Origin of the sequence: Streptomyces sp. NPDC126497 (assembly GCF_040302425.1) — a bacterium.
Classification (GTDB): domain Bacteria; phylum Actinomycetota; class Actinomycetes; order Streptomycetales; family Streptomycetaceae; genus Streptomyces.
In genome coordinates this window covers 1-21929 of the sequence record NZ_JBEORT010000045.1, presented here as the reverse complement: position 1 = coordinate 21929, position 21929 = coordinate 1, and the positions used below count along the sequence as shown (strand labels likewise).

Here is a 21929-nt window from a genome sequence, read left to right as displayed (position 1 = left end):
CCCCGCGCATACCGCAGTATCTCCGCCTCTACGCGCGTCCGGTAGTGGTCGTACCGGACAAACCTGTCCGGCAGAGGTCGTCCCCGCCCGCGCAGGACACCGAGTGGTATGCGCCAACACCGATCCCGGCGAAGTTCCGCAGGCTGTCCGTACCCGGTGCGAAGTACCCGGCGTGCCCCTTCGCCTCCCGCGCCGACAACACCCGGGCGCCGAACTCCGCCGCCACCGGGTCGGCCCCGTGCCCCAGACCGCCGAGCTCCAGGTACGGCACGTCCTGGATCCAGTCGTCGGCGTCCCGCATCGCCCACACCCGGGCGGTGGTGCGCAGCCGGGACGCGTCCTCGGCCCGCATGCCGGGGCTGCCGGCCACCGCGATGTCGGCCACCCGCTCCGGCAGCCGGTGCGCGGCGACGCCGCACACCACGGAGCCGTAGCTGTGGCAGAACAGCGAGACCGGGGCGATCCCGGGCAGTCCGCGCACCAGCGCGTCCAGCCGCAGCGCGCCGTCCTCGGCGCGCATCGCCGTGGCCGCGTCCATGCCGAGTCCACTGGGGGCGGTGTAGTCGGCCCAGGCGATCACGGCGGTACGGATCGAGGGGGCGGCGCGGCGCTCGGCCGCGTACAGGGACTTCGCCATGCCGACGGGGGCCGAGTGCGCGCGGTGCGCGCGCTGGAAGGTGAGCAGGTCGGTGTCGACGCCGGGGACGACGACCGAGATCCGCTCGGCCCCGCGCAGGTCGCCGAAGACCTCGGCGACCCGGCCGGGCCCCGACGGGTCGAAGGCGAGGATGCGCCGGCCGGGGCGCGTCAGCGCCTCGAAGCGGTCCATCCGGAGCGCCGCCTGCCGCTGGCCCGAGGGCGTGAGGCGCGCGTCGCGCACGCGCTCGCGTTCGACCTCGCGGGCCTGCCCCAGCGCGATGCGGTTGGCGCGGTAGCGCAGCTGGACCGGCGCCCCGTTCATGTTGCCGACCGCGAGCGGATAGCGGCGGACGAGAGTCGCGCGCTGCCCCTCGGTGAGGGAGGCGAAGAACCGGGCCAGCCGTGCGGGCGCCGACTGCGGGTCCGGCAGCCGGTGTCCGGCCATCCGGCCGTGCTCCCACGCGTTCAGCGACGCCTGGAGCGGGACGGGATGGCGCTGGTGGCGCAGCGCCGTCCAGCCCGTGGTCGCCAGCATCACGAAGACGACGGCGAGCGCGAGCAGCGCACGCCGGACGTCCGGTTGCGGGGAGGTGTCGAAGGAAGTCACTGGAAGGACACACTAGGAGAACGGGAGTGTCTCGCGTGAGCCAAGTGACCGGGATCACGTTTCGTTGTGCCGATCCGGGGATGGATCCGTACGCCAGTTCTCCGCGAGCGCCGGTCCCACCTGGTCCAGACAGGTCGTCATCAGGTCCCGCATGGCCGCCGCGCCGAGATCGTCCCCGGCGGACCAGCGCCGCTCCGCCACCCGGATCACCCCGCCGAACGCGGCCACCAGGACCCTCGGCCGGGGATCGGCCTCCACGTCGAGTCCCTCGCGTTCGGCGATGATGCGCGCCAGCTCCTCCTCCAGCTCCGTCGCGCGGCGCAGGTGGGCGGCGAGCAGGGCGGGCGTCGACTCGATCACCCGGTAGACGCGCATGTGCAGGTCCAGGGGGACGAACCGCTCGACGGCCTCGCTGATGCCGTCCCAGCTGTCCAGCAGGGCCCGGCGCAGCACCTCCAGCGGCGCCTCGCCCGGCGGGCGTCTGCGCGCGGCCTCGACGACGTGCGACTCCGCAAGCCGGGGGACGAAGAAGGCCACTTCCTCCTTGCTGGCGAAGTAGCGGAAGAAGGTGCGCTGCGAGACGTCGACGGCCGCGGCGATGTCGTCCACGGTCGTCCCCTCGTACCCGCGCGCGGCGAACAGCTCCAGCGCGGCCCGGACCAGCGCGTCCCGGGTGCGCCGCTTCTTGAGCTGCCGCAGGCCCGGCCGCGGCGGCGCGCCCGCGACGGTCCCGGCCGTCTCCATCGCTCCTCCTCGCACTGTCCCCCCGGTTCAGGCTATACGCGCATGTCGCGTCAGTGACCGAATGGTGAATTGGTTTGTCAATTGTCAGCGGCTGTCATTAGTGTCGAAGGTATGACTAGTCAGACCACCATCGACGCGACGGGGCCGGGGGACGGTACGCCGGGCGCCCCGTCGGGCAGGGCCCCGGACAAGGGACTGCGCGGACATCCCTGGTTCACCCTCATCACCGTCGCCGTGGGCGTCATGATGGTGGCCCTCGACGGCACCATCGTGGCCATCGCCAACCCGGCCATCGGCGACGATCTGGGCGCCTCGCTGTCGGAGCTCCAGTGGATCACCAACGCCTACTTCCTCGCCCTCGCGGTCTGCCTGATCACCGCGGGCAAGCTCGGTGACCGCTTCGGCCACCGCCAGACCTTCCTCATCGGCGTCGTCGGCTTCGCCGCCGCGTCGGGGGCCATCGGGCTGTCCGACAGCATCGCACTGGTCGTCACCTTCCGCGTGTTCCAGGGCCTGTTCGGCGCGCTGCTGATGCCGGCCGCGCTGGGCCTGCTGCGGGCCACGTTCCCGGCCGAGAAGCTCAACATGGCGATCGGCATCTGGGGCATGGTCATCGGCGCCTCCACCGCGGGCGGCCCGATCCTCGGAGGCGTCCTCGTCGAGCACGTCAACTGGCAGTCGGTGTTCTTCATCAACGTGCCGGTCGGCGTCCTCGCCCTGGTGCTCGGCGTGTGGATCCTGCTCGACCACCGCGCGCGGAACGCGCCGCGCTCGTTCGACCTGCTCGGCATAGCCCTGCTGTCGGCCGCGATGTTCTGCCTCGTCTGGGCCCTGATCAAGGCTCCGGAGTGGGGCTGGGGCGACGGCAGGACCTGGGGGTTCATCGCCGCCTCGGTGATCGGCTTCCTGCTGTTCGCGTTCTGGGAGACCAAGGTCCGGGAGCCGCTGGTCCCGCTGGCGCTGTTCCGCTCCGTCCCGCTGTCCGCGGGTGTCGTGCTGATGGTCCTGATGGCCATCGCCTTCATGGGCGGCCTGTTCTTCGTCACCTTCTACCTGCAGAACGTGCACGGCATGAGCCCGGTCGACGCCGGTCTGCACCTGCTGCCGCTCACCGGCATGATGATCGTCGGCTCGCCGCTGGCCGGAGCGATGATCACCAAGGTGGGCCCGCGCATCCCGCTCGCCGCCGGCATGGTGTTCACCGCGCTGGCCATGTACGGCATGTCGACGCTGGAGACGGACACCGGCAGCGCCGCGATGTCGCTCTGGTTCGCCCTGCTGGGCTTCGGCCTCGCCCCCGTCATGGTCGGCGCCACCGAGGTCATCGTCGGCAACGCGCCGCTCGAGCTCTCCGGTGTCGCCGGTGGCCTCCAGCAGGCCGCCATGCAGATCGGCGGCAGCCTCGGCACGGCCGTGCTCGGCGCCGTGATGGCCTCCAAGGTGGACAGCGACCTCGAGGGCAACTGGGCGGAGGCCGGGCTCCCGCCGCTCACCCCGGAACAGGCCGGCCAGGCCTCCGAGGCCGTGCAGGTGGGGGTGGCCCCGGTGGCGAAGGGCACCCCGCCGGAGATCGCCGCGAAGATCACCGACGTCGCCCACGACACCTTCATCTCCGGCATGAGCCTGGCGTCCCTGGTCGCCGCCGGAGTCGCCGCCGCGGCGGTGCTGGTCGCCCTCCTCACCAAGCGCGGTGAGAACGCGGAGGCGGGCGCGGGCGTCGGCCACATCTGACGGGCCGTCGGCCGGGCCCGCCCGGTGTGCGCGCCGCCGGAGGGGAGCGGCGCGCACGCGGAGCGGGCCCCACCGCGTCGGTACGGCGTGAATTCACCGCCGGGGCGGGGGTACCCGCCCTGTCAACCCACCCTCAGAGGGAGTTGACGATGGCGAGCTTCGGGCACGGTACGCGCAGGCACCCCCGCACACGTGGCCGGACGTGGTCACGGTCCGGGCCGGATCGCGCGACGCTCGGGATCATCGGAGCCATCTGCGCGGTCGCCGGTTTCTTCGTGCTGGGGATCGTCCTCGGCCCGGTGGCGATCGTCTGCGGCTGGCTCGCCCTGGGCCGCAGCTGGACGGGGTCCTCCCGCTCGGTGCCGGCCCTGATCGCCTTGGTCCTGGGCGCCATCGACACGCTCCTGGCCGTCGTCTGGCTGGCGGGAGCGACCACGTCGGGCTACTCGATGTTCTGACGTCACGTCACCTGGGCGGGCCCCCGGCGCGATGCCGGGGGCCCGCCCACGGGCGCGGGGCCCTACGCGTCGCCTCCCGCCGCCCCCGGGTCCGCCGCGGCCACGTCCAGCAACTGGTACCGGTCGATCGCCTGCTTCAGCACCGACCGGTCGAGGTGCCCCTCGCGCGCCAGTTCCGTCAGCACCGCCACCACGATCGACTGCGCGTCGATGTGGAAGAACCGCCGGGCCGCCCCGCGGGTGTCCGCGAACCCGAACCCGTCGGCGCCCAGCGACTGGTACGTCCCGGGCACCCAGCGCGCGATCTGGTCCGGCACCGACCGCATCCAGTCGGACACCGCCACCACCGGGCCCTGCGCCGCCGCGAGCTTCCGCGTCACGTACGGCGTCCGCTGCTCCTCCTCCGGGTGCAGCAGGTTGTGCCGCTCGCAGTCCACGGCCTCGCGCCGCAGCTCGTTCCAGGAGGTCGCCGACCAGACGTCCGCCCTGACGTTCCACTCCTCGGCGAGGATCCGCTGCGCCTCGATCGCCCACGGCACCGCGACCCCGGAGGCCAGGATCTGCGCCGGGAGCGAACCCGCCGTGCCCTCGCTGAAGCGGTAGAGGCCCTTGACGATGCCCTCCGCGTCGACGTTCCCGGGCTCGGCGGGGTGCTGGATCGGCTCGTTGTAGACGGTGAGGTAGTAGAAGACGTCCTCGCCGTGCGGGTGCCGCTCGTCGGAGCCGTACATCCGGCGCAGCCCGTCCCGCACGATGTGCGCGATCTCGTAGCCGAACGCCGGGTCGTAGGCGACGCACGCCGGGTTCGTCGACGCCAGCAGCTGCGAGTGGCCGTCCGCGTGCTGGAGACCCTCACCGGTCAGCGTCGTGCGCCCTGCGGTCGCGCCCAGGACGAAGCCGCGCGCCAGCTGGTCGGCCATCTGCCAGAACTGGTCGCCGGTGCGCTGGAAACCGAACATCGAGTAGAAGACGTAGACCGGGATGAGCGGCTCGCCGTGCGTGGCGTAGGCGGAGCCCGCGGCGATCAGCGAGGCCGTGCAGCCGGCCTCCGAGATGCCGTCGTGCAGCATCTGTCCGTCCGGCGCCTCCTTGTAGGCGAGCAGCAGCTCCCGGTCCACGGACTCGTACTGCTGCCCGAGCGGGTTGTAGATCTTCGCGCTCGGGAAGAACGAGTCCATGCCGAACGTGCGGTACTCGTCCGGCGCGATCAGCACGAACCGCTTGCCGATCTCCTTGTCCCGCATGAGGTCCTTGAGGAGCCGGACGAAGGCCATGGTCGTCGCGATGGACTGCTGACCGGAACCCTTCTTCACGGTCGCGTACGTCTTTTCCTCGGGCAGTCGCAGCGGCTTCGACCGCACCACCCGCGTCGGCACGTACCCGCCGAGCGACCTGCGGCGGTCGTGCATGTACTGCATCTCCTCGGTGTCCGGGCCCGGGTGGTAGTAGGGCGGCAGACCGGACTCGAGGTCCTTGTCCGGGATCGGCAGGTGCAGCCGGTCCCGGAAGTGCTTGAGGTCGGTGACCGTCAGCTTCTTCATCTGGTGCGTGGCGTTGCGGCCCTCGAAGTTCGGACCCAGCGTCCAGCCCTTGACCGTCTTCGCGAGGATCACCGTCGGCTGGCCCTTGTGCTCGACCGCCGCCTTGTAGGCCGCGTAGATCTTGCGGTGGTCGTGGCCGCCGCGCCCCAGGTGCAGGATCTGGTCGTCGGTCATGCCCTCGACCATCGCGCGCAGCCGGTGGTCGTCGCCGAAGAAGTGCTCGCGGATGTACGCGCCGGACTCGGTGGCGTACGTCTGGAACTGCCCGTCCGGCGTGGTGTTCATCTTGTTGACCAGCACGCCGTCGCGGTCCTGGGCGAGCAGCGGGTCCCAGGTGCGGTCCCAGACCAGCTTGATCACGTTCCAGCCGGCGCCCCGGAAGACCGACTCCAGCTCCTGGATGATCTTGCCGTTGCCGCGCACCGGTCCGTCGAGCCGCTGCAGGTTGCAGTTGACGACGAAGGTGAGGTTGTCGAGGCCCTCGCGCGCGGCGATGCTCAGCTGGCCCAGCGACTCCGGCTCGTCCATCTCGCCGTCGCCGAGGAACGCCCACACGTGCGAGCGCGAGGTGTCCGCGATGCCGCGCGCGTGCATGTAGCGGTTCATCCGCGCCTGGTAGATCGCGCCGATCGGGCCGAGCCCCATCGACACGGTCGGGAACTCCCAGAAGTCCGGCATCGACCTCGGGTGCGGGTACGACGACAGCGTGTAGGGGGCCTTCGACTTCTCCTGGCGGAAGCCGTCCAGGTGCCGCTCGCTCAGCCGGTCCAGCAGGTACGCGCGGGCGTAGATGCCCGGCGAGGCGTGCCCCTGGAAGAAGACCTGGTCGCCGCCGTCGCCCTGGTCCTTGCCGCGGAAGAAGTGGTTGAAGCCCACGTCGTACAGTGACGCGGAGGAGGCGAAGGTGGCGATGTGGCCGCCGACCCCGATGCCCGGACGCTGCGCCCGGGAGACCATCACCGCGGCGTTCCAGCGGGTCGCGTTGAGGATCCTGCGCTCGATCTCCTCGTTGCCCGGGAAGAACGGCTCGGCGCGGGTCGGGATCGTGTTGACGTAGTCCGTGCTGCGCATCTCGGGCACGGCCACGCGCCTGGCGCGGGCCCGTTCGATCAGCCGCAGCATCAGATAGCGGGCCCGCTCCCGGCCGCGCTCGTCGACCGCGGCGTCGAGGGAGTCGAGCCACTCCTGGGTTTCCTCGGGGTCGAAGTCAGGAACCTGACTCGGAAGGCCGCCAATGATGATCGGGTTGCGATCGGATGCGGAAGCCACGCTGTTCCTTACCTGTCGGAGGGCCGTGAGACGGGCCGCCGTGTCGCCGGGTACGGCCCGGATTGCGCCGATCCCCATGGTCCACCTCGGGGCCGTCGGCGTCATCTCCACCGGGAGGTAATCCGGGGGCGCGACCAGTACGGTGGGTGTGGGGCTCGTCCATGCGAGTCTTCGTACACGTAGACGGTTCCCAAAGGGCCAAACGGGGCACAAGGGTGTGGCGTACGTCACTTCGGGCCATGAGGGTGTGCCTGGAGTTGCGGTGAACCGGCCAGGATCGTCACCGTTTCGGCGGTCCGTACGGCCGGGTACTTGCGCGATCCGTCCCGCCCGTGTGGACTACGGCCAATGCTTCGCGCACGCGCGTGGCTGAGATATTTCCAAGACATGATCAGGAGGCAACCCGTGAGCGCGACCGCGGACCACGCGGAGGAGCGGACGAACCCTGCCGCCAGGCTGGGGTTCCAGCCCGGGCAGGTGGTCCAGGAGATCGGCTACGACGACGACGTCGACCAGGAGCTCCGCGAGGCCATTGAGGGCGTCATCGAGAGCGACCTCGTCGATGAGGACTACGACGACGTGGCTGACGCCGTTGTGCTGTGGTTCCGCGACGACGACGGCGACCTGACGGATGCGCTGGTGGATGCCACCACGTACATCGAGGAGGGCGGGGCGATCCTGCTCCTCACGCCGAAGACCGGCCGCTCGGGCTACGTGGAGCCGAGCGACATCTCGGAGGCCGCCACCACGGCGGGCCTGACGGCGGCCAAGAGCGTCAGCGTCGGCAAGGACTGGAGCGGCAGCCGGCTGGCGACCCCGAAGGCGGCCAAGTCCAAGCGGTGAACCACCCCGGACGGGCCGGCCGCCTCGTGCGTCGGCCCGTCCGCCGGCCTGTCCGCCCCCTGCGTAGGGTGGTCGGAGCGAACCGCTCCGAAGGGACGAACACGACGATGGCGATCCAGGTCGGCGACAAGGCCCCCGACTTCGAACTCAAGGACAACCACGGCGCCACCGTGAGGCTGTCCGACTTCCGCGGGCGGAAGAACGTGGTGGTGCTCTTCTACCCGTTCGCCTTCACCGGCGTGTGCACCGGCGAGCTGTGCGAGGTCCGCGACCGGCTGCCGCAGTTCTCCGAACGCGACACCCAGGTGCTCGCCGTCTCCAACGACTCCATCCACACCCTGCGCGTCTTCGCCGAGCAGGAGGGCCTGGAGTACCCCCTGCTGAGCGACTTCTGGCCGCACGGCGACGTCTCGCGGGCGTACGGCGTCTTCGACGAGGCCAAGGGGTGCGCCGTGCGCGGGACGTTCATCGTCGACAAGGAGGGCGTCGTGCGCTGGACCGTCGTCAACGCCCTGCCGGACGCGCGCGACCTGAACGAGTACGTCGAGGCGCTCGACACCCTGTGATTCTTCGGTCGTCTGGCCTGCGGCGGCCGGGAACCCGTCACTAGGATCGATTCGTTGATCCGACATCCGAGCACCACGGGGCACCCCGCCCCAGGACACCAATGGAGGACTCGTGGGAGTCAGCCTCAGCAAGGGCGGCAACGTATCGCTGACCAAGGAGGCGCCGGGCCTGACCGCGGTCATCGTCGGTCTGGGGTGGGACATCCGCACCACGACCGGGACCGACTTCGACCTCGACGCCAGCGCGCTGCTGCTGAACAGCAGCGGCAAGGTCGCCAGCGACGCGCACTTCATCTTCTTCAACAACCTGAAGAGCCCGGACGGCTCGGTGGAACACACCGGCGACAACCTCACCGGTGAGGGCGAGGGCGACGACGAGCAGATCAAGGTCGACCTCGCCGCGGTCCCCGCCGACATCGAGAAGATCGTCTTCCCGGTCTCCATCTACGACGCCGAGAACCGCCAGCAGTCCTTCGGCCAGGTGCGCAACGCGTTCATCCGCGTCGTCAACCAGGCCGGCGAGGCCGAGATCGCCCGTTACGACCTCAGCGAGGACGCGTCCACCGAGACCGCGATGGTCTTCGGCGAGCTGTACCGGCACGGTGCCGAGTGGAAGTTCCGCGCCATCGGCCAGGGCTACGCCTCCGGCCTGCGCGGCATCGCACAGGACTTCGGCGTGAACGTCTGAGGCGTTCACGCTCCGGGCGGCCACGCCCGAGCCCGGTCGCCCGCGCGGCGACATCGTCCGGCGCCGCACGGTTTACGTGCGGCGCCGGACGCGCAGGACCACCTTGAGAGACATCACCCGGAGGGGGACCAGCATCATGGGCGTCACGCTTGCCAAAGGGGGAAACGTCTCCCTGTCCAAGGCCGCACCGAACCTCACCCAGGTGATGGTCGGGCTCGGCTGGGACGCGCGCTCCACCACCGGAGCCGACTTCGACCTGGACGCCAGCGCGCTGATGTGCAGCGGCGGCCGGGTCATGGGGGACGAGTGGTTCGTCTTCTACAACCAGCTCACGAGCCCGGACGGCTCGGTGGAGCACACCGGCGACAACCTCACCGGTGAGGGCGAGGGGGACGACGAGTCGCTGCTGGTCGACCTCTCCAAGGTGCCGGACCGGTGCGACAGGATCGTCTTTCCGGTCTCCATCCACATGGCCGACGAGCGCGGTCAGGCCTTCGGTCAGGTCAGCAACGCCTTCATCCGTGTGGTGAACCAGGCCGACGGCCAGGAACTCGCCCGTTACGACCTGAGCGAGGACGCGTCCACCGAGACCGCGATGATCTTCGGCGAACTCTACCGCTACCGGGACGAGTGGAAGTTCCGTGCGGTGGGACAGGGGTACGCGTCGGGATTGCGGGGCATCGCTCTAGACTTCGGAGTCAACGTTTCGTAAAGCCGATCACGGCAGCGGGGGAGACCCGTTCATACACCTGGGGTAGCCAGTGGTTCTGAAAACCTTCGGCTGGTCGTTCGCGGTCACCGCGCTCGGCCTGGTCGCGGCGGTTCTCTTCGGGGGGTGGACCGCCTTCGGCATCGTGGCGATCCTCTCCATCCTGGAGATCTCGCTGTCCTTCGACAACGCGGTGGTCAACGCCGGAATCCTGAAGAAGATGAACGCCTTCTGGCAGAAGATCTTCCTCACCATCGGCATCCTGATCGCCGTCTTCGGCATGCGGCTGGTCTTCCCCGTCGTGATCGTCGCGATCAGCGCCCAGCTCGGGCCGATCGAGGCGGTCGACCTCGCGCTCAGCGACAAGGACCGTTACCAGGAGCTCGTCACCGACGCCCACCCGGCGATCGCCGCGTTCGGTGGCATGTTCCTGCTGATGATCTTCCTGGACTTCATCTTCGAGGACCGCGACATCAAGTGGCTGACCTGGCTGGAGCGCCCGCTGGCCAAGCTGGGCAAGGTCGACATGCTGTCGGTCTGCATCGCGCTGATCATCCTGCTGATCTCCGCCATGACCTTCGCCACCCACGCCCACCAGCACGGCGGCGCGCACGTGGACAAGGCGGAGACGGTCCTGCTGGCGGGCATCGCCGGTCTGATCACCTACATGATCGTGGGCGGCCTGTCCGGCTACTTCGAGGACAAGCTCGAAGAGGAGGAGGAGCGCGAGCACGAGGCCGAGGAGCAGGCCGAGCGCGAGGGCAAGCCCCGCTCGGCGGTCGCGCTGGCCGGCAAGGCCGCGTTCTTCATGTTCCTCTACCTGGAGGTGCTGGACGCGTCCTTCTCCTTCGACGGCGTGATCGGCGCCTTCGCCATCACCAACGACATCGTCCTGATGGCCCTCGGCCTGGGCATCGGCGCCATGTACGTGCGGTCCCTGACCGTCTACCTGGTCCGCCAGGGCACCCTGGACGACTACGTCTACCTCGAGCACGGCGCGCACTACGCGATCGGCGCCCTGTCCCTGATCCTGCTGGTCACCATCCGGTACGAGATCAACGAGATCATCACCGGTCTCATCGGCGTCGTCCTGATCGGCGCCTCCTTCTGGTCCTCCGTGCGCCGCAACAAGCGGCTCGCCGAGGCCGAGGGGAACGCCGGACGGAAGACCGAGGTCTCCTCCGGGGTGTGACGGCCTCCCGGACGAGGAACGCTCTCGACGGGGCGGCCACCGAGGACCACTCCCCGGTGGCCGCCCCGTCGGCCGTCCGGGAGTCCGGCGGCCCGGGCGGGGACCGACGACTGGACGTGGGGCGGGAATGGATTTCCTGGACGGACTGCGGCGCGGACGCAACAGCGCCTTCGACTCGGGCGGCGCGGCCGGCAATGCCGTCGAGCTGACCAAACGGAACGGTCAGGTGTCCCTGACCAAGCAGGGCGCGGCCACCGGCCACCTGCGGATCAACCTCAGCTGGCGGATGCGGACCTCCGACTTCGGCGGCTCCCGGCGGGAGAGCCTGCTGCGCCACCCCTTGAGGGCGCTCAAACCGCCGGAGGTCGTCGGCCACAGCCAGTCCATGGTCAACGTCGACCTCGACCTCGGCTGCCTGTACGAGCTGCAGGACGGCACCAAGGGCGTGGTCCAGCCCCTCGGCGGCCTCCTCGGCGACGTCAACGCCCCGCCGTACGTCAAGCTCAGCGGGGACGACCGGTTCGGGTCGGGCTCGGGCGAGACCATGTACGTCAACCTGGACCACCGCGAGAACATCAAGCGCCTGCTGGTCTTCGCCTACATCTACGACCAGACGCCCGCGTTCGACCGCACGCACGCCATGGTCACGCTCTACCCCAGCAGCGGCCCGCGGATCGAGATCGGACTCGACGAACGCCACCCCCAGGCCCGCTCCTGCGCGGTGGTGATGATCGAGAACGTCAAGAACGAGATCATCGTCCGCCGCGAGGTGAAGTTCGTCTACGGGTTCCAGGGGGAGCTGGACCGCCTGTACGGGTGGGGGCTGCAGTGGGGCAGGGGCTACAAGACCAAGGCGGAACGCTGAGCGGCCCTCGGCTCCCTACCGCCCGATGAACTGCGGCCCCTGCGGCGGAAGCCGGAAGTCCGGGTCGGGGGAGGCGGCGGCCGGCTGCGGGAAGCCGTAGCCGGCCGGAGCCCCCGGGGCGGCCGTGGCGGGCGCCGGCGGATAGCCGTAGGCCGGCTGCGCGGCCGCGGGCTGCCGCGGTGGATAGCCGTACCCGGGCTGCGCGGGCACCCCCGCCGGCTGCGCGGGCACCCCCGCCGGCTGCTCGGGCGGCAGCGGCCGGGACACCTCGGGCGCCGGCGGGACGAGGGGGGCCTGCGGCTGCGTCAGGGCCTCGGACGAGGTCCGGTCGGCGGCGGGGACGTGCGCCGTCGGGGGCGGCAGCTGGACGACGTCGGTGGCGTCGGGCTCCGGCGCGGCCTCCGACTCGTCCACCGAGATGCCGAAGTCGGTCGCCAGGCCCCTCAGCCCGTTCGAATAGCCCTCGCCGAGCGCCCGGAACTTCCAGCCCTCACCGCGCCGGTACAGCTCACCGCAGATCAGCGCGGTCTCCTGGCCGGTCTCCGGCCTGACGTCGAAGTACGCCAGCGCGTCCCCGTCGGCGGCCTGCGCGTCGTACAGCAGGACGCGCAGGTCCCGTACGCGGTCGAAGGCGACGCCGTCCGCCGACGCGACGAGCAGGATCCGGCTGACGGCGGGCTCGACACCGGCGAGGTCTGTCTGGATCGTGTCGGTCAGGCCCTCGGCGCCACGCTTCTTGCCGAGCCGCCACACCTTCCCGGCCGGGTGCCGCGGCTGGTTGTAGAACACGAAGTCCTCGTCGGAGCGCACACGGCCGTCGGGACCGAGGAGCAGCGCGGAGGCGTCGACGTCCGGCACCCCCTGCCCGGGCGACCAGCGCAGTACGGCGCGTACCGTGGTGGCCTCGAGAGGGACGTTCGACCCCTTGAGCATCGCGTGCGTCATACGGTCATCCTGCCTTCTCCGTCCTGGTCACGACAATGCGGGGCGGGGGCGACACAGCGGGGTCACCCGAAGTTCACGCCCCGCGGGAACCACCGACATGGATCCCTACGTACTATTACCGGCCACCTTTTTACCTTTCAGTGACCCCAGAGAGGCCACAGGGGAGTTCAATGCGTCATTTCGGGCACATCGCCCCTGCGGTGCGGAAACGTCTCTTCTACCGGGAGCCCGCCGAGTTCACCCGGGATTCCCCGGCCCGGCTGCTCTCCGCGGCCCTCGGGGCGACGCTCTACAGCCCCGCGACCCGGCCCCGGCTCGCCGACGACGTCGTCAAGCAGGGCGGAAACGGCGTGGTCTCCATGGTGCTGTGCCTGGAGGACTCCATCGACGACGCCGACGTGACGGCCGGCGAGGAGAACCTCGTGCGCCAGTTCGCGGACCTGGCCGGGCGGCCCGGGGCGGACCTGCCACTGCTGTTCATCCGGGTCCGTACCCCCGAGCAGATACCCGATCTCGTCCGCCGCCTCGGCCCCGCCGCCCCGCTGCTGTCCGGCTTCGTCCTGCCGAAGTTCACCGCGGAACGCGGCCTGCCGTTCCTGGAGGCGATGGCCGGCGCCGAGGCGGGGAGCGGACACCGGCTGTTCGCCATGCCGGTGCTGGAGTCCCCCGAACTGCTCTACCGCGAGTCCCGCGTCGAGACCCTCGAGGGCATCTTCCGCGCCGTCGACAAGTACCGCGACCGGGTGCTCGCGCTGCGCCTCGGTGTGACCGACTTCTGCTCCTCCTACGGGCTGCGCCGGGACCCCGACATGACGGCGTACGACATCCAGGTCGTCGCCTCCGTCATCTCCGACGTGGTGAACATGCTGGCCCGCGCCGACGGCACCGGGTTCACCGTGACCGGACCGGTCTGGGAGTACTTCCGGGTCCAGGAACGCATGTTCAAACCGCTCCTGCGGCAGAGCCCCTTCCACGAGGTGAAGGCCGTGGCGCTGCGCCAGAAGCTGATCGAACACGCCATGGACGGCCTGCTGCGCGAGATCTCCCTCGACCGGGCCAACGGCCTGCTGGGCAAGACCTGCATCCACCCCTCCCACGTGCTCCCCGTGCACGCGCTGTCCGTGGTCAGCCACGAGGAGTTCAGCGACGCCCAGGACATCCTCCGGCCGGAACGCGGCGGCGGGGGTGTGCTCAGGTCGGCCTACACCAACAAGATGAACGAGGTGAAACCCCACCGGGCCTGGGCCGAGCGGACCCTGCTGCGCGCCGAGGCCTTCGGTGTGGCGAACGAGGACATCGGCTTCGTGGAACTGCTCGCGGCGGGCCTGGCGGAGTGACCGGGAGGGAGAGCGCGGTGAACGAGGGGATGCACCACCCGGTGCGTCACGGAGGACGGGCCGGCGGGGGCGTCTGGTCCGGCAGCTGGGTCACGGAGCGGCTCGGCGTCGAGCTGGGCGGGGACGAGGACCTGCCCGAACTGCTGGGGCTGGCGCTGCGCCGCAACCCCAAGCGGGCCCACCTGCTCGTGTCCAACGTCCTCGGCAAGCACGTCCCCCAGTCGCCGTCCGTCGTGCACGGCCACGGCGTCCGGCTCGGCCGCCGGGTGCGCGAGCTGCTGGGCGACTCGGCGCAGGACACGGTGGTCCTCGGCTACGCCGAGACCGCGACCGGTCTCGGTCACTCCGTCGCCGACGGTCTGGGCGTCGCCCCCTACCTGCACTCCACGCGCCGCCCGGTCGCGGGGACCGCCGCCGCCGGGGGCTTCGAGGAGTCCCACTCCCACGCCACGTCCCACCTGCTGCTCCCGGAGGATCCGCGGCTGCTGGCCGGGGACGGTCCGCTGGTCCTGGTCGACGACGAGTTCTCCACCGGGAACACGGTGCTCAACACCGTCCGGGACCTCCACGCGCGGTATCCGCGGGGGCGGTACGTGATCGTCGCCCTCGTCGACATGCGGTCGCGCGCGGACGCCGGGCGGCTGGACGCGTTCGCCCGGGAGATCGGGGCGCGCATCGACCTGGTGACGACCGCCTCGGGCACGGTGCGGTTGCCGGACGGCGTCCTGGAGAGAGGACAGTCCCTGGTGGCGCGGTACGAGAGCGCCGCGGGGGGCGGCGGGTCGGCCCCGGCGCGGCCGGACGGCGAGCTCGCCACGCGAGTGGAGCTGGGCTGGCCGGACGGCCTCCCCGACGGGGGACGCCACGGCTTCACCCCCGCGCACCGGGCCCGCCTGGAGGGCGCGCTCCCCGCCATGGCGGCCCGCCTCGCGCGGGCGCTCCCCGACGACGCGCGCCGCGTCCTCGTCCTCGGCTTCGAGGAGCTGATGTACGCGCCCCTGCGCCTCGCCGGCGAGCTGGAGCGGACGACCGGCGCCGAGGTGCGCTTCTCCACCACCACCCGCTCGCCCGTCCTCGCCGTCGACGACCCCGGCTACGCGATACGCACCCGCCTGGTCTTCCCCGCCCACGACGACCCCGCCGACGGCCCCGGCGACCGCTACGCCTACAACGTCGCCGGCGGTGGTTTCGACGCCGTCGTCGCCGTCGTCGACTCGGTCGCCGACACCCCGGCACTGCACGCGCCGGACGGACTGCTCGCCCGGCTCGCCGCGCACACCCCGCGGGTCCTGCTCGCGGTCGTGCCGTCCTACGTGCCCGCCCCGCAGAACGTCCCGCGGAGGACCCCCCGGGACGCCCGACCGGACGCCCCCGAAAGGCCCGCCACCATGCTGCCCGAGCCCCTCAGAGGCCCCGCCTTCTCCTCGTACGCGCCCGAGGAGGTCGGCTGGCTGCTCCAGGACCTCTCGGACGTGACGCTGGAGGCGCCGACCGAGGAGCGCGAGGAGGCCATCCAGAGCGGCGGCGCCCACTACGCGGAGTCGCTGCCCGTGGAGTACCAGCCGAGCGAGCGGTACCAGGAGCTGTTCCACGCGGCCCTGGACGAGTCGGCGGCCCGGATCGCCCGCGCGGTGGGCGTGGTCACCGAGACCGTCCTCGCCGAACGGTCCCCCCGCCCGGTGCTCGTCTCCCTGGCCCGCGCGGGCACCCCCGTGGGCATCCTGATGCGCCGCTGGGCCCGGCACCGCCACCGGCTCGACCTCCCGCACTACGCCGTCTCCATCGTCCGCGGCCGGGGCATCGACGCCAACGCGCTGCGCTGGCTGGCCGCCCACCACGACCCCCGGGACGTGGTCTTCGTCGACGGCTGGACCGGGAAGGGCGCCATCACCCGCGAACTCGCCCAGGCCATCCAGGAGTTCGAGAAGACCGAGGACGTCACCGGCTTCGACCCGGAGATCGCGGTCCTGGCCGACCCCGGCTCCTGCGTCCGCACCTACGGCACCCGCGAGGACTACCTGATCCCCTCCGCCTGCCTCAACTCCACGGTGTCCGGCCTGATCTCGCGCACCGTGCTCCGCGCCGACCTGGTCGGCCCGCACGACTTCCACGGCGCCAAGTTCTACCGCGAACTGGCCGGCGCGGACCTCTCGACGGTCTTCCTGGACGCCGTCTCCGCCCGCTTCCCGGAGGTCGCCGACGCGGCCTGCGCCCAGGCCGCGGACCTGCTCTCCGCCGACCGCACCCCCACCTGGGAGGGCTGGGCGGCGGTCGAACGCATCAGTGAGGAGTACGGCATCCACGACGTGAACCTCGTCAAGCCCGGCGTCGGCGAGACCACCCGGGTGCTGCTGCGCCGGGTCCCCTGGAAGGTGCTGGCCCGGGCCGGGGCCGGCCGCGACCTCGAACACGTCCGCCTGCTCGCCGGGCAGCGGGGCGTGCCCGTCGAGGAGGTCGCGGAACTCCCGTACACCTGCGTGGGGTTGATCCACCCCAGATACACGCGGGGCGCGACCGGCGCCGACGGCAGGGCGGTGACCCGCTGATGCCCGTCATCGTCGCCAGCGACCTCGACCGCACCCTCATCTACTCCTCCGCCGCCCTCGCCCTGACCATGCCGGACGCACGGGCGCCGAGGCTGCTGTGCGTGGAGGTCCACGAGGGCAAGCCCCTGTCCTACCTGACCGAGACGGCGGCCCGGCTCCTCACCGACCTCGGCGACGAGGCCGTGTTCGTCCCCACGACGACCCGCACCCGCAAGCAGTACCAGCGCATCAGCCTCCCCGGCCCGCAGCCCACCTACGCGATCTGCGCCAACGGCGGCCACCTCCTCGTCGACGGCGTGTCCGACCGGGACTGGCACGCCCGGGTGCTCGCCCGCCTCGCCGACGAGTGCGCCCCGCTGTCCGAGGTGCAGGACCACCTGCTGCGGACCGCCGACCCGGTCTGGGTGCGCAAGCACCGGGTCGCCGAGGACCTCTTCGCCTACCTGGTCGTCGAGCGGGAACTGCTGCGCGAGGAGTGGGTGAAGGAACTCGGGGAGTGGGCGGAGAACCGCGGCTGGACGGTCTCCCTGCAGGGCCGCAAGATCTACGCCGTGCCGGGGCCGCTCACCAAGAGCGCGGCCGTGCACGAGGTCGCCCGCCGCACCGGCGCCGACCTGACCCTCGCCGCCGGCGACTCCCTCCTCGACGCCGACCTGCTCCTCGCCGCGGACCGGGGCTGGCGTCCCGGTCACGGAGAACTCGCCGACGCCGACTGGACGGCCCCCGCGGTCAGGGCCCTCCCCGAGCGGGGCGTCCTGGCCGGCGAGCGCATCCTGCGCGAGTTCCTGCGGACGGTGCGCTCGCCCCGGTGAGACCGTGCGGCCGGGCGTCAGCGGCGGCGCCGCGGGCCCGTCGTGCCGGCGGAGCCGTACCCGTCGGCGGGTGCGTTCTCCCCGGCGCGGCCGCCGACGGGGCGCGTGCGGTCCGCGCCCGCCCGTCCGTCCCGCCGCCGGCGGCCGTCACCCGAGCGCAGCAGCCGCAGGACCACGAACGCCGCCAGGGCCAGCACGGCCGCGCCGAGGACCACCTTCGAGTACGCCGAGACGACGGCCGACACCTGCTCCCAGTTGTCCCCGAGCACGTACCCCGCGAGCACGAACGCGGTGTTCCAGATCGCGCTGCCCAGCGTGGTCAGGCCCAGGAACAGCGGCAGCCGCATGCGCTCCACGCCGGCCGGCACGGAGACGAGGCTGCGGAAGACCGGGATCATCCGGCCGAAGAACACCGCCTTGCTCCCGTGCCGCAGGAACCACGCCTCCGTCCTCTCGACGTCCGCGGCCTTCACCAGCGGCAGCCGTCCCGCCAGCGCCAGCGTCCGGTCCCGGCCGAGCAGCGCGCCCACCCCGTACAGCGCGAGCGCGCCGATCACCGAGCCGGCGGTGGTCCACAGCAGCACGGCGAGCAGGCTCATCCGCCCACTGCTCGCGGCGAACCCCGCCAGGGGCAGGATCACCTCGCTGGGGATGGGAGGGAAGAGGTTCTCCAGTGCGATGGCGAGGCCGGCCCCGGGGGCGCCCAGGGCGTCCATGAGGTCGTTGACCCACTGTGGTCCGGCGCCGCCGTCCCCGGCCGCCGTGATCGTGTGCGCTGTGCCGGCTCTCATGCCCTCACGCTAGGAACGCGAAGCTGAAGGGAGCCTGAAGCGGGCCCGTCAGCCGCAGCAGCCGCCACCGCAGCAGCCGCCACCGCCGCCACCCGCGGACGGAGCGGGGGCCGCGGCGGAGGCGGTACCGCCCACCGCGACCGTCGAGAGGAGCTTGACCGTGTCGTCGTGGCCCGCCGGGCAGGCCGCGGGCGCGGAGGACTCCGCCATGGGGCGGCTCAGTTCGAAGGTGTCGCCGCAGGTCCGGCAGCGGTACTCGTAGCGAGGCATGGGCACAGGTTAACCGGCGCGGCCGGTGCCGGGCCGGTCAAGGGGCGGCGGCGCCGCGTTCCTCCCGGATCAGGGCCACCACACGGCCCACCGCCGCCCGTACCTCCTCCGTCTCCGTCAGGAAGTGCCAGTAGTCGGGATGGCGGCCCTCCAGTCCGGCGACGGCCCGCTCCAGCCGGGCCACGGCGTCGTCCAGGGGGCGGGCGTGGCGCGGGTCGGGGGTGTGGCGGCCGGCCATGGCCAGGCGCTGGGCGTCCCGGACGGCGAAGCGGGTGCGTTCGATCTCCTGCCCGGGGTCCTTCTGCACGGCGTTCAGCCGGCGCAGCCGGTCACCGGCGGCCGACACCGCCTCGTCGGTCGTGTTCAGCAGCGCCCGCGCGGTCGACAGCAGGGCGGTCGCGTCCGCCCAGCGCTGCTCCTCGCGGGCCGTCCGGGCCTCGGCGAGCCTCGCCTCCGCCCGGCCCACGTTCTCGGCGGCCATCTCGGGGACGTGCTGCAGATCCTGCCAGCAGGCGGCGGTGAAGCGCCGGCGCAGTTCGCTGAGGACCGGTTCGACCTGTTCGGAGCGGGTGGTGAGGGCCTGGGCGCGGGTGCGCAGGGAGACCAGCCGGTGGTCGATCTCGGCCGCCCGTTCCGGCAGCCGCTCGGCCTCCGCGCGGACCGCCTCGGCCTCGCGCGTGACGCGTTCGGCCCGCTCCAGGGTCTGCGGCACGCCGTGCTGCCCCGCGCCCTGGTTCAGCCTGGTCAGTTCCGGGGAGAGCGCGGCGAGCCGGGCGGCGAGGTCGTCGGCCCTCAGGCCCGACGCCCGCGCGGTGTCGAGGGCGTTCGAGGCGGCGAGCAGCGCCTGCCGGGCGCGTTCGACGGCGGGAGCGAGCCGGGCCAGCTGGGTCTCGGCCTTGTTCAGGAGCGGGCCGAGCCCGTCGGCGAACCGGTCCAGCTCCTGCCTGACCCGGTCGAGTTCGTCCTTGGCGGCGGTCAGCCGGGCGCGGGCCCGGGAGGCGGCCGAGGCCTCCAGGTCGTCGCGGTCCAGGTCATGGGCGTCGACGGCGCCGATGTACCGGTGGCTGGCCTCGTCGATGCGCCGGCCGAGCGCCTCGAAGTCGGCGACGGCACGGCGGGCGGCGGGGGAGGCGTCGACGGCGGTGATCGTCTCGATGGAGATCCGCAGGTCGCGCTGGGCGGTGTCGAGTTCGTAGAAGGCGGCCGCCGCCGCGTCCTTGGCGGCCTGCGCCTCGGCCCGCTGGTTCTCCGCCCGCCCGCCGAACCAGCGCCGCGTCCCGCCCCCGGCGAACGCCGCGGACAGCGCCGGCGCCACGGCCAGCGGCAGCGCCACGAGGGCGAGCACGTCCCGCAGCGCGCCGGGGATCCCGCGGGCACCCGGCCGTGGCGGGAGGGGGGGTGCGGCACGACGCACGCGCGGCACGCGCGGTTCCGACGGCGAGTACGGCTGCGCTGGTGTCGCCGTCACATCCCTCTCCCGTACTGTCGTTCGCCCGGCCCGATGTCATTCTCCCACCGGTGGAGGACGAAGACACGGGCCGTTCAGTTCGCCGTGCGGACGGTGAGCCTGCCGTCGCCGGTGCGGGCGGTCACCACGTGGGGGCTGGAGCCGTCGCGGGGCACGGAGACGTCCTCGGCGCCGTCGCCGGTCCCGGTGTCCACGCGGTAGGAGGCCCGCGGCAGGTCGACCGTCAGGGAACCGTCGCCGCTGCGGGAGTCCACCAGGTCCGGCACGGCGCCGAGTTGGAGGTGGATCGAGCCGTCGCCGCTGCGGGCGCGCACCGTGCGCGAGGAGACCTCCGCGCGTACGGATCCGTCGCCGGTGCGCAGTTCGAGCGGCCCGGTGGAGTCCGTGACGTGGACCGAGCCGTCCGTCGTCCGGATGCTCAGCGCGTCGCGGAAGCCCCGCGCCCGCACGCTGCCGTCCCCCTCCTCCACCTTCACGGAGACCCCGCGGGGCACCTCGACGCGGTGCTTGGTGGAGCAGTCCGCGACGAGCCCCGAGCACTTCTCCCGCAGCACCAGCCGGTCGCCGTCCATGGACCAGGTGACCTCCGGGTCCGAGCCGACGGCGACGGTGCCCTGGAACCACCGGGTGACCTCGACCTCGCCCGGGGCGCTCTCGTCCGAGGCGACGATCTCGAGGGCGGACTCCTCGGAGTCGACGACGAGGGTGTCGCCGGGCAGGACGAAGGAGCGGCGGTCGGGATCGGCGTCGTCTGCGGCCGACGCCCCGCAGCCGCTCAGGCCCGCGACGAGCACCGCGGCGGCCCCGGCGAGGGCGAGGGCACGCGCCCGCGCGGTACGGGCGCCGGGAGCGGAACCGGCGGTGCGGGCGGTACGGATCGTGCGGGTCATGGCGGTCTCCCCTGGGACGGACGGCGGCGCCCACCGGTGGTGTCCGGGCGCTCCTCGACCGTACGGACCGGGGGTCCGCCGGGGGATCCGGACGGCCGGTGGATCCGGGGTGGGGACATCCCCCGGTGATCCCCGGCAGGGGCGTGCCGGACCGCCGCCGCGGCCATGTAGGCTGTCGACTCGACCTGGGCGCACGGCCCGGGCCTCGGGTGCGTAGCTCAGGGGTAGAGCGCCTGCCTTACAAGCAGGATGTCGGCGGTTCGAAACCGTCCGCGCCCACCGGGACACAGGGCCTCCGGAGTCGCTCCGGGGGCCCTCGTCGTCTCGTCTCCCCGGTCCTCCCGCCCGTCCTACGAGGGTTCCTCCGCGTCCTCGTGGACGTGCTTCAGCCGGGAGCGGGCGTGCACGCGGTCGGCGCCGGTGAGTCCGTCCCAGTAGCGGTGGGTGCTGACGAACACCGCGAGCTCGTGCTCCCGTCGTCTCAGCTTCTCCACCTCGGTCTGTTCGTCGGCGGTCCAGCCGGGTGAGGCGGGGCGCTCGACCTTGCGCCAGCCGTTGTCGTCGCTGAAGCCGTCGAGGGGCTCGACCGACCAGGGGAGTCGCTTCAGCAGGACCGACAACTCGGCCCGGACCTGCTGGAGTTCCTCCTGACCGGCGAGGAGGTCGCTCGGAAAGTCATAGGTCGTAGCCACGTGCTGATGATACGCCTGTTCGATTTTGGGTGGCGAGTCACCGGGCGGGCGCGTCAGACTGGGGACATGTGCCGGAGCATCAGGACCCTGCGCCCGCCCGTACAGCCCGAGGAGGCCACGGAGGAGGAGATCCGGGCCGCCGCCCTGCAGTACGTGAGGAAGGTGTCCGGCTTCCGCGCGCCGGCCGCCCACAACCGCGAGGTGTTCGAACGGGCGGTGGACGCGATCGCCGCGGCGACGGCCGAGCTGCTGGACGGGCTGGAGGTGCGCGGGGGCGCCGCGCGGCGGGCGGGGGCGTAGCGCCCCCGGGCGCCGCGGCACCCCGC

At 72.1% G+C, this 21929-nt stretch carries 21 protein-coding genes and 1 tRNA gene; 13 read left to right on the top strand and 9 right to left on the bottom strand.

Annotation, left to right across the window (positions count from 1 at the left end; all coding sequences use genetic code 11):
• Positions 1 to 28 precede the first annotated feature (28 nt).
• Positions 29 to 1246: an alpha/beta hydrolase gene (locus tag ABTY20_RS19845; RefSeq protein ID WP_351998316.1), complete on the bottom strand. Its 1218-nt coding sequence runs from the start codon at positions 1244 to 1246 to the stop codon at positions 29 to 31.
• A 54-nt stretch (positions 1247 to 1300) separates the two neighbouring features.
• Positions 1301 to 1990 carry a TetR family transcriptional regulator gene (locus ABTY20_RS19840; RefSeq protein ID WP_351998315.1) on the bottom strand — a complete coding sequence of 230 codons (690 nt, stop codon included), beginning with the start codon at positions 1988 to 1990 and terminating at the stop codon, positions 1301 to 1303.
• 111 nt (positions 1991 to 2101) lie between these two features.
• Between ABTY20_RS19840 and ABTY20_RS19835 the strand changes: the two genes are divergently transcribed.
• Together ABTY20_RS19835 and ABTY20_RS19830 are read left to right on the top strand one after the other, a co-directional pair.
• Positions 2102 to 3721 (top strand): MFS transporter, encoded by a 1620-nt coding sequence (locus ABTY20_RS19835; RefSeq protein WP_351998314.1) that lies wholly within the window; start codon positions 2102 to 2104, stop codon positions 3719 to 3721.
• Between the two features lie 149 nt (positions 3722 to 3870).
• Positions 3871 to 4179 (top strand): small hydrophobic protein, encoded by a 309-nt coding sequence (locus ABTY20_RS19830; RefSeq protein ID WP_351998313.1) that lies wholly within the window; start codon positions 3871 to 3873, stop codon positions 4177 to 4179.
• A 62-nt stretch (positions 4180 to 4241) separates the two neighbouring features.
• Here the strand turns inward: ABTY20_RS19830 and aceE are convergent, their stop codons facing one another.
• Entirely contained in the window at positions 4242 to 6989 is a 2748-nt protein-coding gene (gene aceE / locus ABTY20_RS19825) for a pyruvate dehydrogenase (acetyl-transferring), homodimeric type (RefSeq protein ID WP_351998312.1), read from the bottom strand.
• A gap of 405 nt (positions 6990 to 7394) precedes the next feature.
• Here aceE and ABTY20_RS19820 point away from each other — a divergent pair, with 405 nt between their 5' ends.
• The 6 genes from ABTY20_RS19820 (at position 7395) to ABTY20_RS19795 (ending at position 11852) form a co-directional block, all read left to right on the top strand.
• Positions 7395 to 7832: a DUF3052 domain-containing protein gene (locus ABTY20_RS19820; RefSeq protein ID WP_030218400.1), complete on the top strand. Its 438-nt coding sequence runs from the start codon at positions 7395 to 7397 to the stop codon at positions 7830 to 7832.
• A 107-nt stretch (positions 7833 to 7939) separates the two neighbouring features.
• Positions 7940 to 8398: a peroxiredoxin gene (locus ABTY20_RS19815; protein ID WP_351998311.1), complete on the top strand. Its 459-nt coding sequence runs from the start codon at positions 7940 to 7942 to the stop codon at positions 8396 to 8398.
• Positions 8399 to 8510: 112 nt separating this feature from the next.
• Positions 8511 to 9086, top strand: coding sequence for a calcium homeostasis/redox stress adaptation protein (locus ABTY20_RS19810; RefSeq protein ID WP_351998310.1), 576 nt, complete (start codon positions 8511 to 8513; stop codon positions 9084 to 9086).
• Positions 9087 to 9222: 136 nt separating this feature from the next.
• The gene (locus tag ABTY20_RS19805) at positions 9223 to 9798 is read left to right on the top strand and encodes a TerD family protein (protein ID WP_351998309.1); all 576 of its coding nucleotides are present in this window, start codon (positions 9223 to 9225) and stop codon (positions 9796 to 9798) included.
• Positions 9799 to 9847: 49 nt separating this feature from the next.
• A complete protein-coding gene (locus tag ABTY20_RS19800; RefSeq protein ID WP_351998308.1) occupies positions 9848 to 10987 on the top strand; it encodes a DUF475 domain-containing protein in 1140 nt (379 codons plus the stop codon).
• Between the two features lie 127 nt (positions 10988 to 11114).
• Positions 11115 to 11852 (top strand): TerD family protein, encoded by a 738-nt coding sequence (locus ABTY20_RS19795; protein ID WP_351998307.1) that lies wholly within the window; start codon positions 11115 to 11117, stop codon positions 11850 to 11852.
• Positions 11853 to 11867: 15 nt separating this feature from the next.
• Here ABTY20_RS19795 and ABTY20_RS19790 read toward each other — a convergent pair whose 3' ends face one another.
• Positions 11868 to 12797 carry a TerD family protein gene (locus tag ABTY20_RS19790; RefSeq protein ID WP_351998306.1) on the bottom strand — a complete coding sequence of 310 codons (930 nt, stop codon included), beginning with the start codon at positions 12795 to 12797 and terminating at the stop codon, positions 11868 to 11870.
• Between the two features lie 170 nt (positions 12798 to 12967).
• On the opposite strand from ABTY20_RS19790, the gene ABTY20_RS19785 reads away from it, so the two are divergent.
• The 3 genes from ABTY20_RS19785 to ABTY20_RS19775 are packed head-to-tail and all read left to right on the top strand — an operon-like array spanning position 12968 to position 17492.
• On the top strand, positions 12968 to 14134 hold the full coding sequence (locus tag ABTY20_RS19785) for an HpcH/HpaI aldolase/citrate lyase family protein (RefSeq protein ID WP_351998305.1): 1167 nt from the start codon (positions 12968 to 12970) through the stop codon (positions 14132 to 14134).
• A gap of 29 nt (positions 14135 to 14163) precedes the next feature.
• Positions 14164 to 16680 (top strand): phosphoribosyltransferase, encoded by a 2517-nt coding sequence (locus ABTY20_RS19780; protein WP_351998342.1) that lies wholly within the window; start codon positions 14164 to 14166, stop codon positions 16678 to 16680.
• Positions 16680 to 17492: an HAD family hydrolase gene (locus ABTY20_RS19775; protein WP_351998304.1), complete on the top strand. Its 813-nt coding sequence runs from the start codon at positions 16680 to 16682 to the stop codon at positions 17490 to 17492. The genes ABTY20_RS19780 and ABTY20_RS19775 overlap by 1 nt, the downstream gene beginning before the upstream one ends.
• Positions 17493 to 17509: 17 nt before the next feature.
• Here ABTY20_RS19775 and ABTY20_RS19770 read toward each other — a convergent pair whose 3' ends face one another.
• From ABTY20_RS19770 to ABTY20_RS19755, 4 genes are all read right to left on the bottom strand, one after another.
• Positions 17510 to 18283 carry a DedA family protein gene (locus ABTY20_RS19770; RefSeq protein ID WP_351998303.1) on the bottom strand — a complete coding sequence of 258 codons (774 nt, stop codon included), beginning with the start codon at positions 18281 to 18283 and terminating at the stop codon, positions 17510 to 17512.
• Positions 18284 to 18331: 48 nt separating this feature from the next.
• Complete coding sequence (locus ABTY20_RS19765; protein ID WP_030817855.1) at positions 18332 to 18553, bottom strand: FmdB family zinc ribbon protein; 222 nt, start codon at positions 18551 to 18553, stop codon at positions 18332 to 18334.
• A gap of 37 nt (positions 18554 to 18590) precedes the next feature.
• Positions 18591 to 20021, bottom strand: a complete 1431-nt coding sequence (locus ABTY20_RS19760) for a hypothetical protein (RefSeq protein WP_351998302.1) — start codon at positions 20019 to 20021, stop codon at positions 18591 to 18593.
• A gap of 74 nt (positions 20022 to 20095) precedes the next feature.
• Positions 20096 to 20911 (bottom strand): DUF4097 family beta strand repeat-containing protein, encoded by an 816-nt coding sequence (locus ABTY20_RS19755; protein ID WP_351998301.1) that lies wholly within the window; start codon positions 20909 to 20911, stop codon positions 20096 to 20098.
• A gap of 207 nt (positions 20912 to 21118) precedes the next feature.
• Here ABTY20_RS19755 and ABTY20_RS19750 point away from each other — a divergent pair.
• Positions 21119 to 21190, top strand: a tRNA-Val gene (locus ABTY20_RS19750).
• A gap of 71 nt (positions 21191 to 21261) precedes the next feature.
• On the opposite strand, the gene ABTY20_RS19745 is transcribed toward ABTY20_RS19750, so the two are convergent.
• Positions 21262 to 21603, bottom strand: a complete 342-nt coding sequence (locus ABTY20_RS19745) for a DUF8825 domain-containing protein (RefSeq protein ID WP_351998300.1) — start codon at positions 21601 to 21603, stop codon at positions 21262 to 21264.
• A 66-nt stretch (positions 21604 to 21669) separates the two neighbouring features.
• Here ABTY20_RS19745 and ABTY20_RS19740 point away from each other — a divergent pair, with 66 nt between their 5' ends.
• On the top strand, positions 21670 to 21903 hold the full coding sequence (locus ABTY20_RS19740) for a DUF2277 domain-containing protein (protein ID WP_351998299.1): 234 nt from the start codon (positions 21670 to 21672) through the stop codon (positions 21901 to 21903).
• Positions 21904 to 21929 lie beyond the last annotated feature (26 nt).

What these genes read in the sequence shown, in the direction of transcription:
- ABTY20_RS19840 (WP_351998315.1), bottom strand. Translation starts at nt 1,990, where the DNA reads ATGGAGACGGCCGGGACCGTCGCGGGCGCGCCGCCGCGGCCGGGCCTG.
- ABTY20_RS19805 (WP_351998309.1), top strand. Translation starts at nt 9,223, where the DNA reads ATGGGCGTCACGCTTGCCAAAGGGGGAAACGTCTCCCTGTCCAAGGCC.
- ABTY20_RS19830 (WP_351998313.1), top strand. Translation starts at nt 3,871, where the DNA reads ATGGCGAGCTTCGGGCACGGTACGCGCAGGCACCCCCGCACACGTGGC.
- ABTY20_RS19755 (WP_351998301.1), bottom strand. Translation starts at nt 20,911, where the DNA reads ATGACCCGCACGATCCGTACCGCCCGCACCGCCGGTTCCGCTCCCGGC.
- ABTY20_RS19835 (WP_351998314.1), top strand. Translation starts at nt 2,102, where the DNA reads ATGACTAGTCAGACCACCATCGACGCGACGGGGCCGGGGGACGGTACG.
- ABTY20_RS19795 (WP_351998307.1), top strand. Translation starts at nt 11,115, where the DNA reads ATGGATTTCCTGGACGGACTGCGGCGCGGACGCAACAGCGCCTTCGAC.
- ABTY20_RS19780 (WP_351998342.1), top strand. Translation starts at nt 14,164, where the DNA reads ATGCACCACCCGGTGCGTCACGGAGGACGGGCCGGCGGGGGCGTCTGG.
- ABTY20_RS19775 (WP_351998304.1), top strand. Translation starts at nt 16,680, where the DNA reads ATGCCCGTCATCGTCGCCAGCGACCTCGACCGCACCCTCATCTACTCC.
- ABTY20_RS19765 (WP_030817855.1), bottom strand. Translation starts at nt 18,553, where the DNA reads ATGCCTCGCTACGAGTACCGCTGCCGGACCTGCGGCGACACCTTCGAA.
- ABTY20_RS19770 (WP_351998303.1), bottom strand. Translation starts at nt 18,283, where the DNA reads ATGAGAGCCGGCACAGCGCACACGATCACGGCGGCCGGGGACGGCGGC.
- ABTY20_RS19740 (WP_351998299.1), top strand. Translation starts at nt 21,670, where the DNA reads ATGTGCCGGAGCATCAGGACCCTGCGCCCGCCCGTACAGCCCGAGGAG.
- ABTY20_RS19790 (WP_351998306.1), bottom strand. Translation starts at nt 12,797, where the DNA reads ATGACGCACGCGATGCTCAAGGGGTCGAACGTCCCTCTCGAGGCCACC.
- ABTY20_RS19815 (WP_351998311.1), top strand. Translation starts at nt 7,940, where the DNA reads ATGGCGATCCAGGTCGGCGACAAGGCCCCCGACTTCGAACTCAAGGAC.
- ABTY20_RS19785 (WP_351998305.1), top strand. Translation starts at nt 12,968, where the DNA reads ATGCGTCATTTCGGGCACATCGCCCCTGCGGTGCGGAAACGTCTCTTC.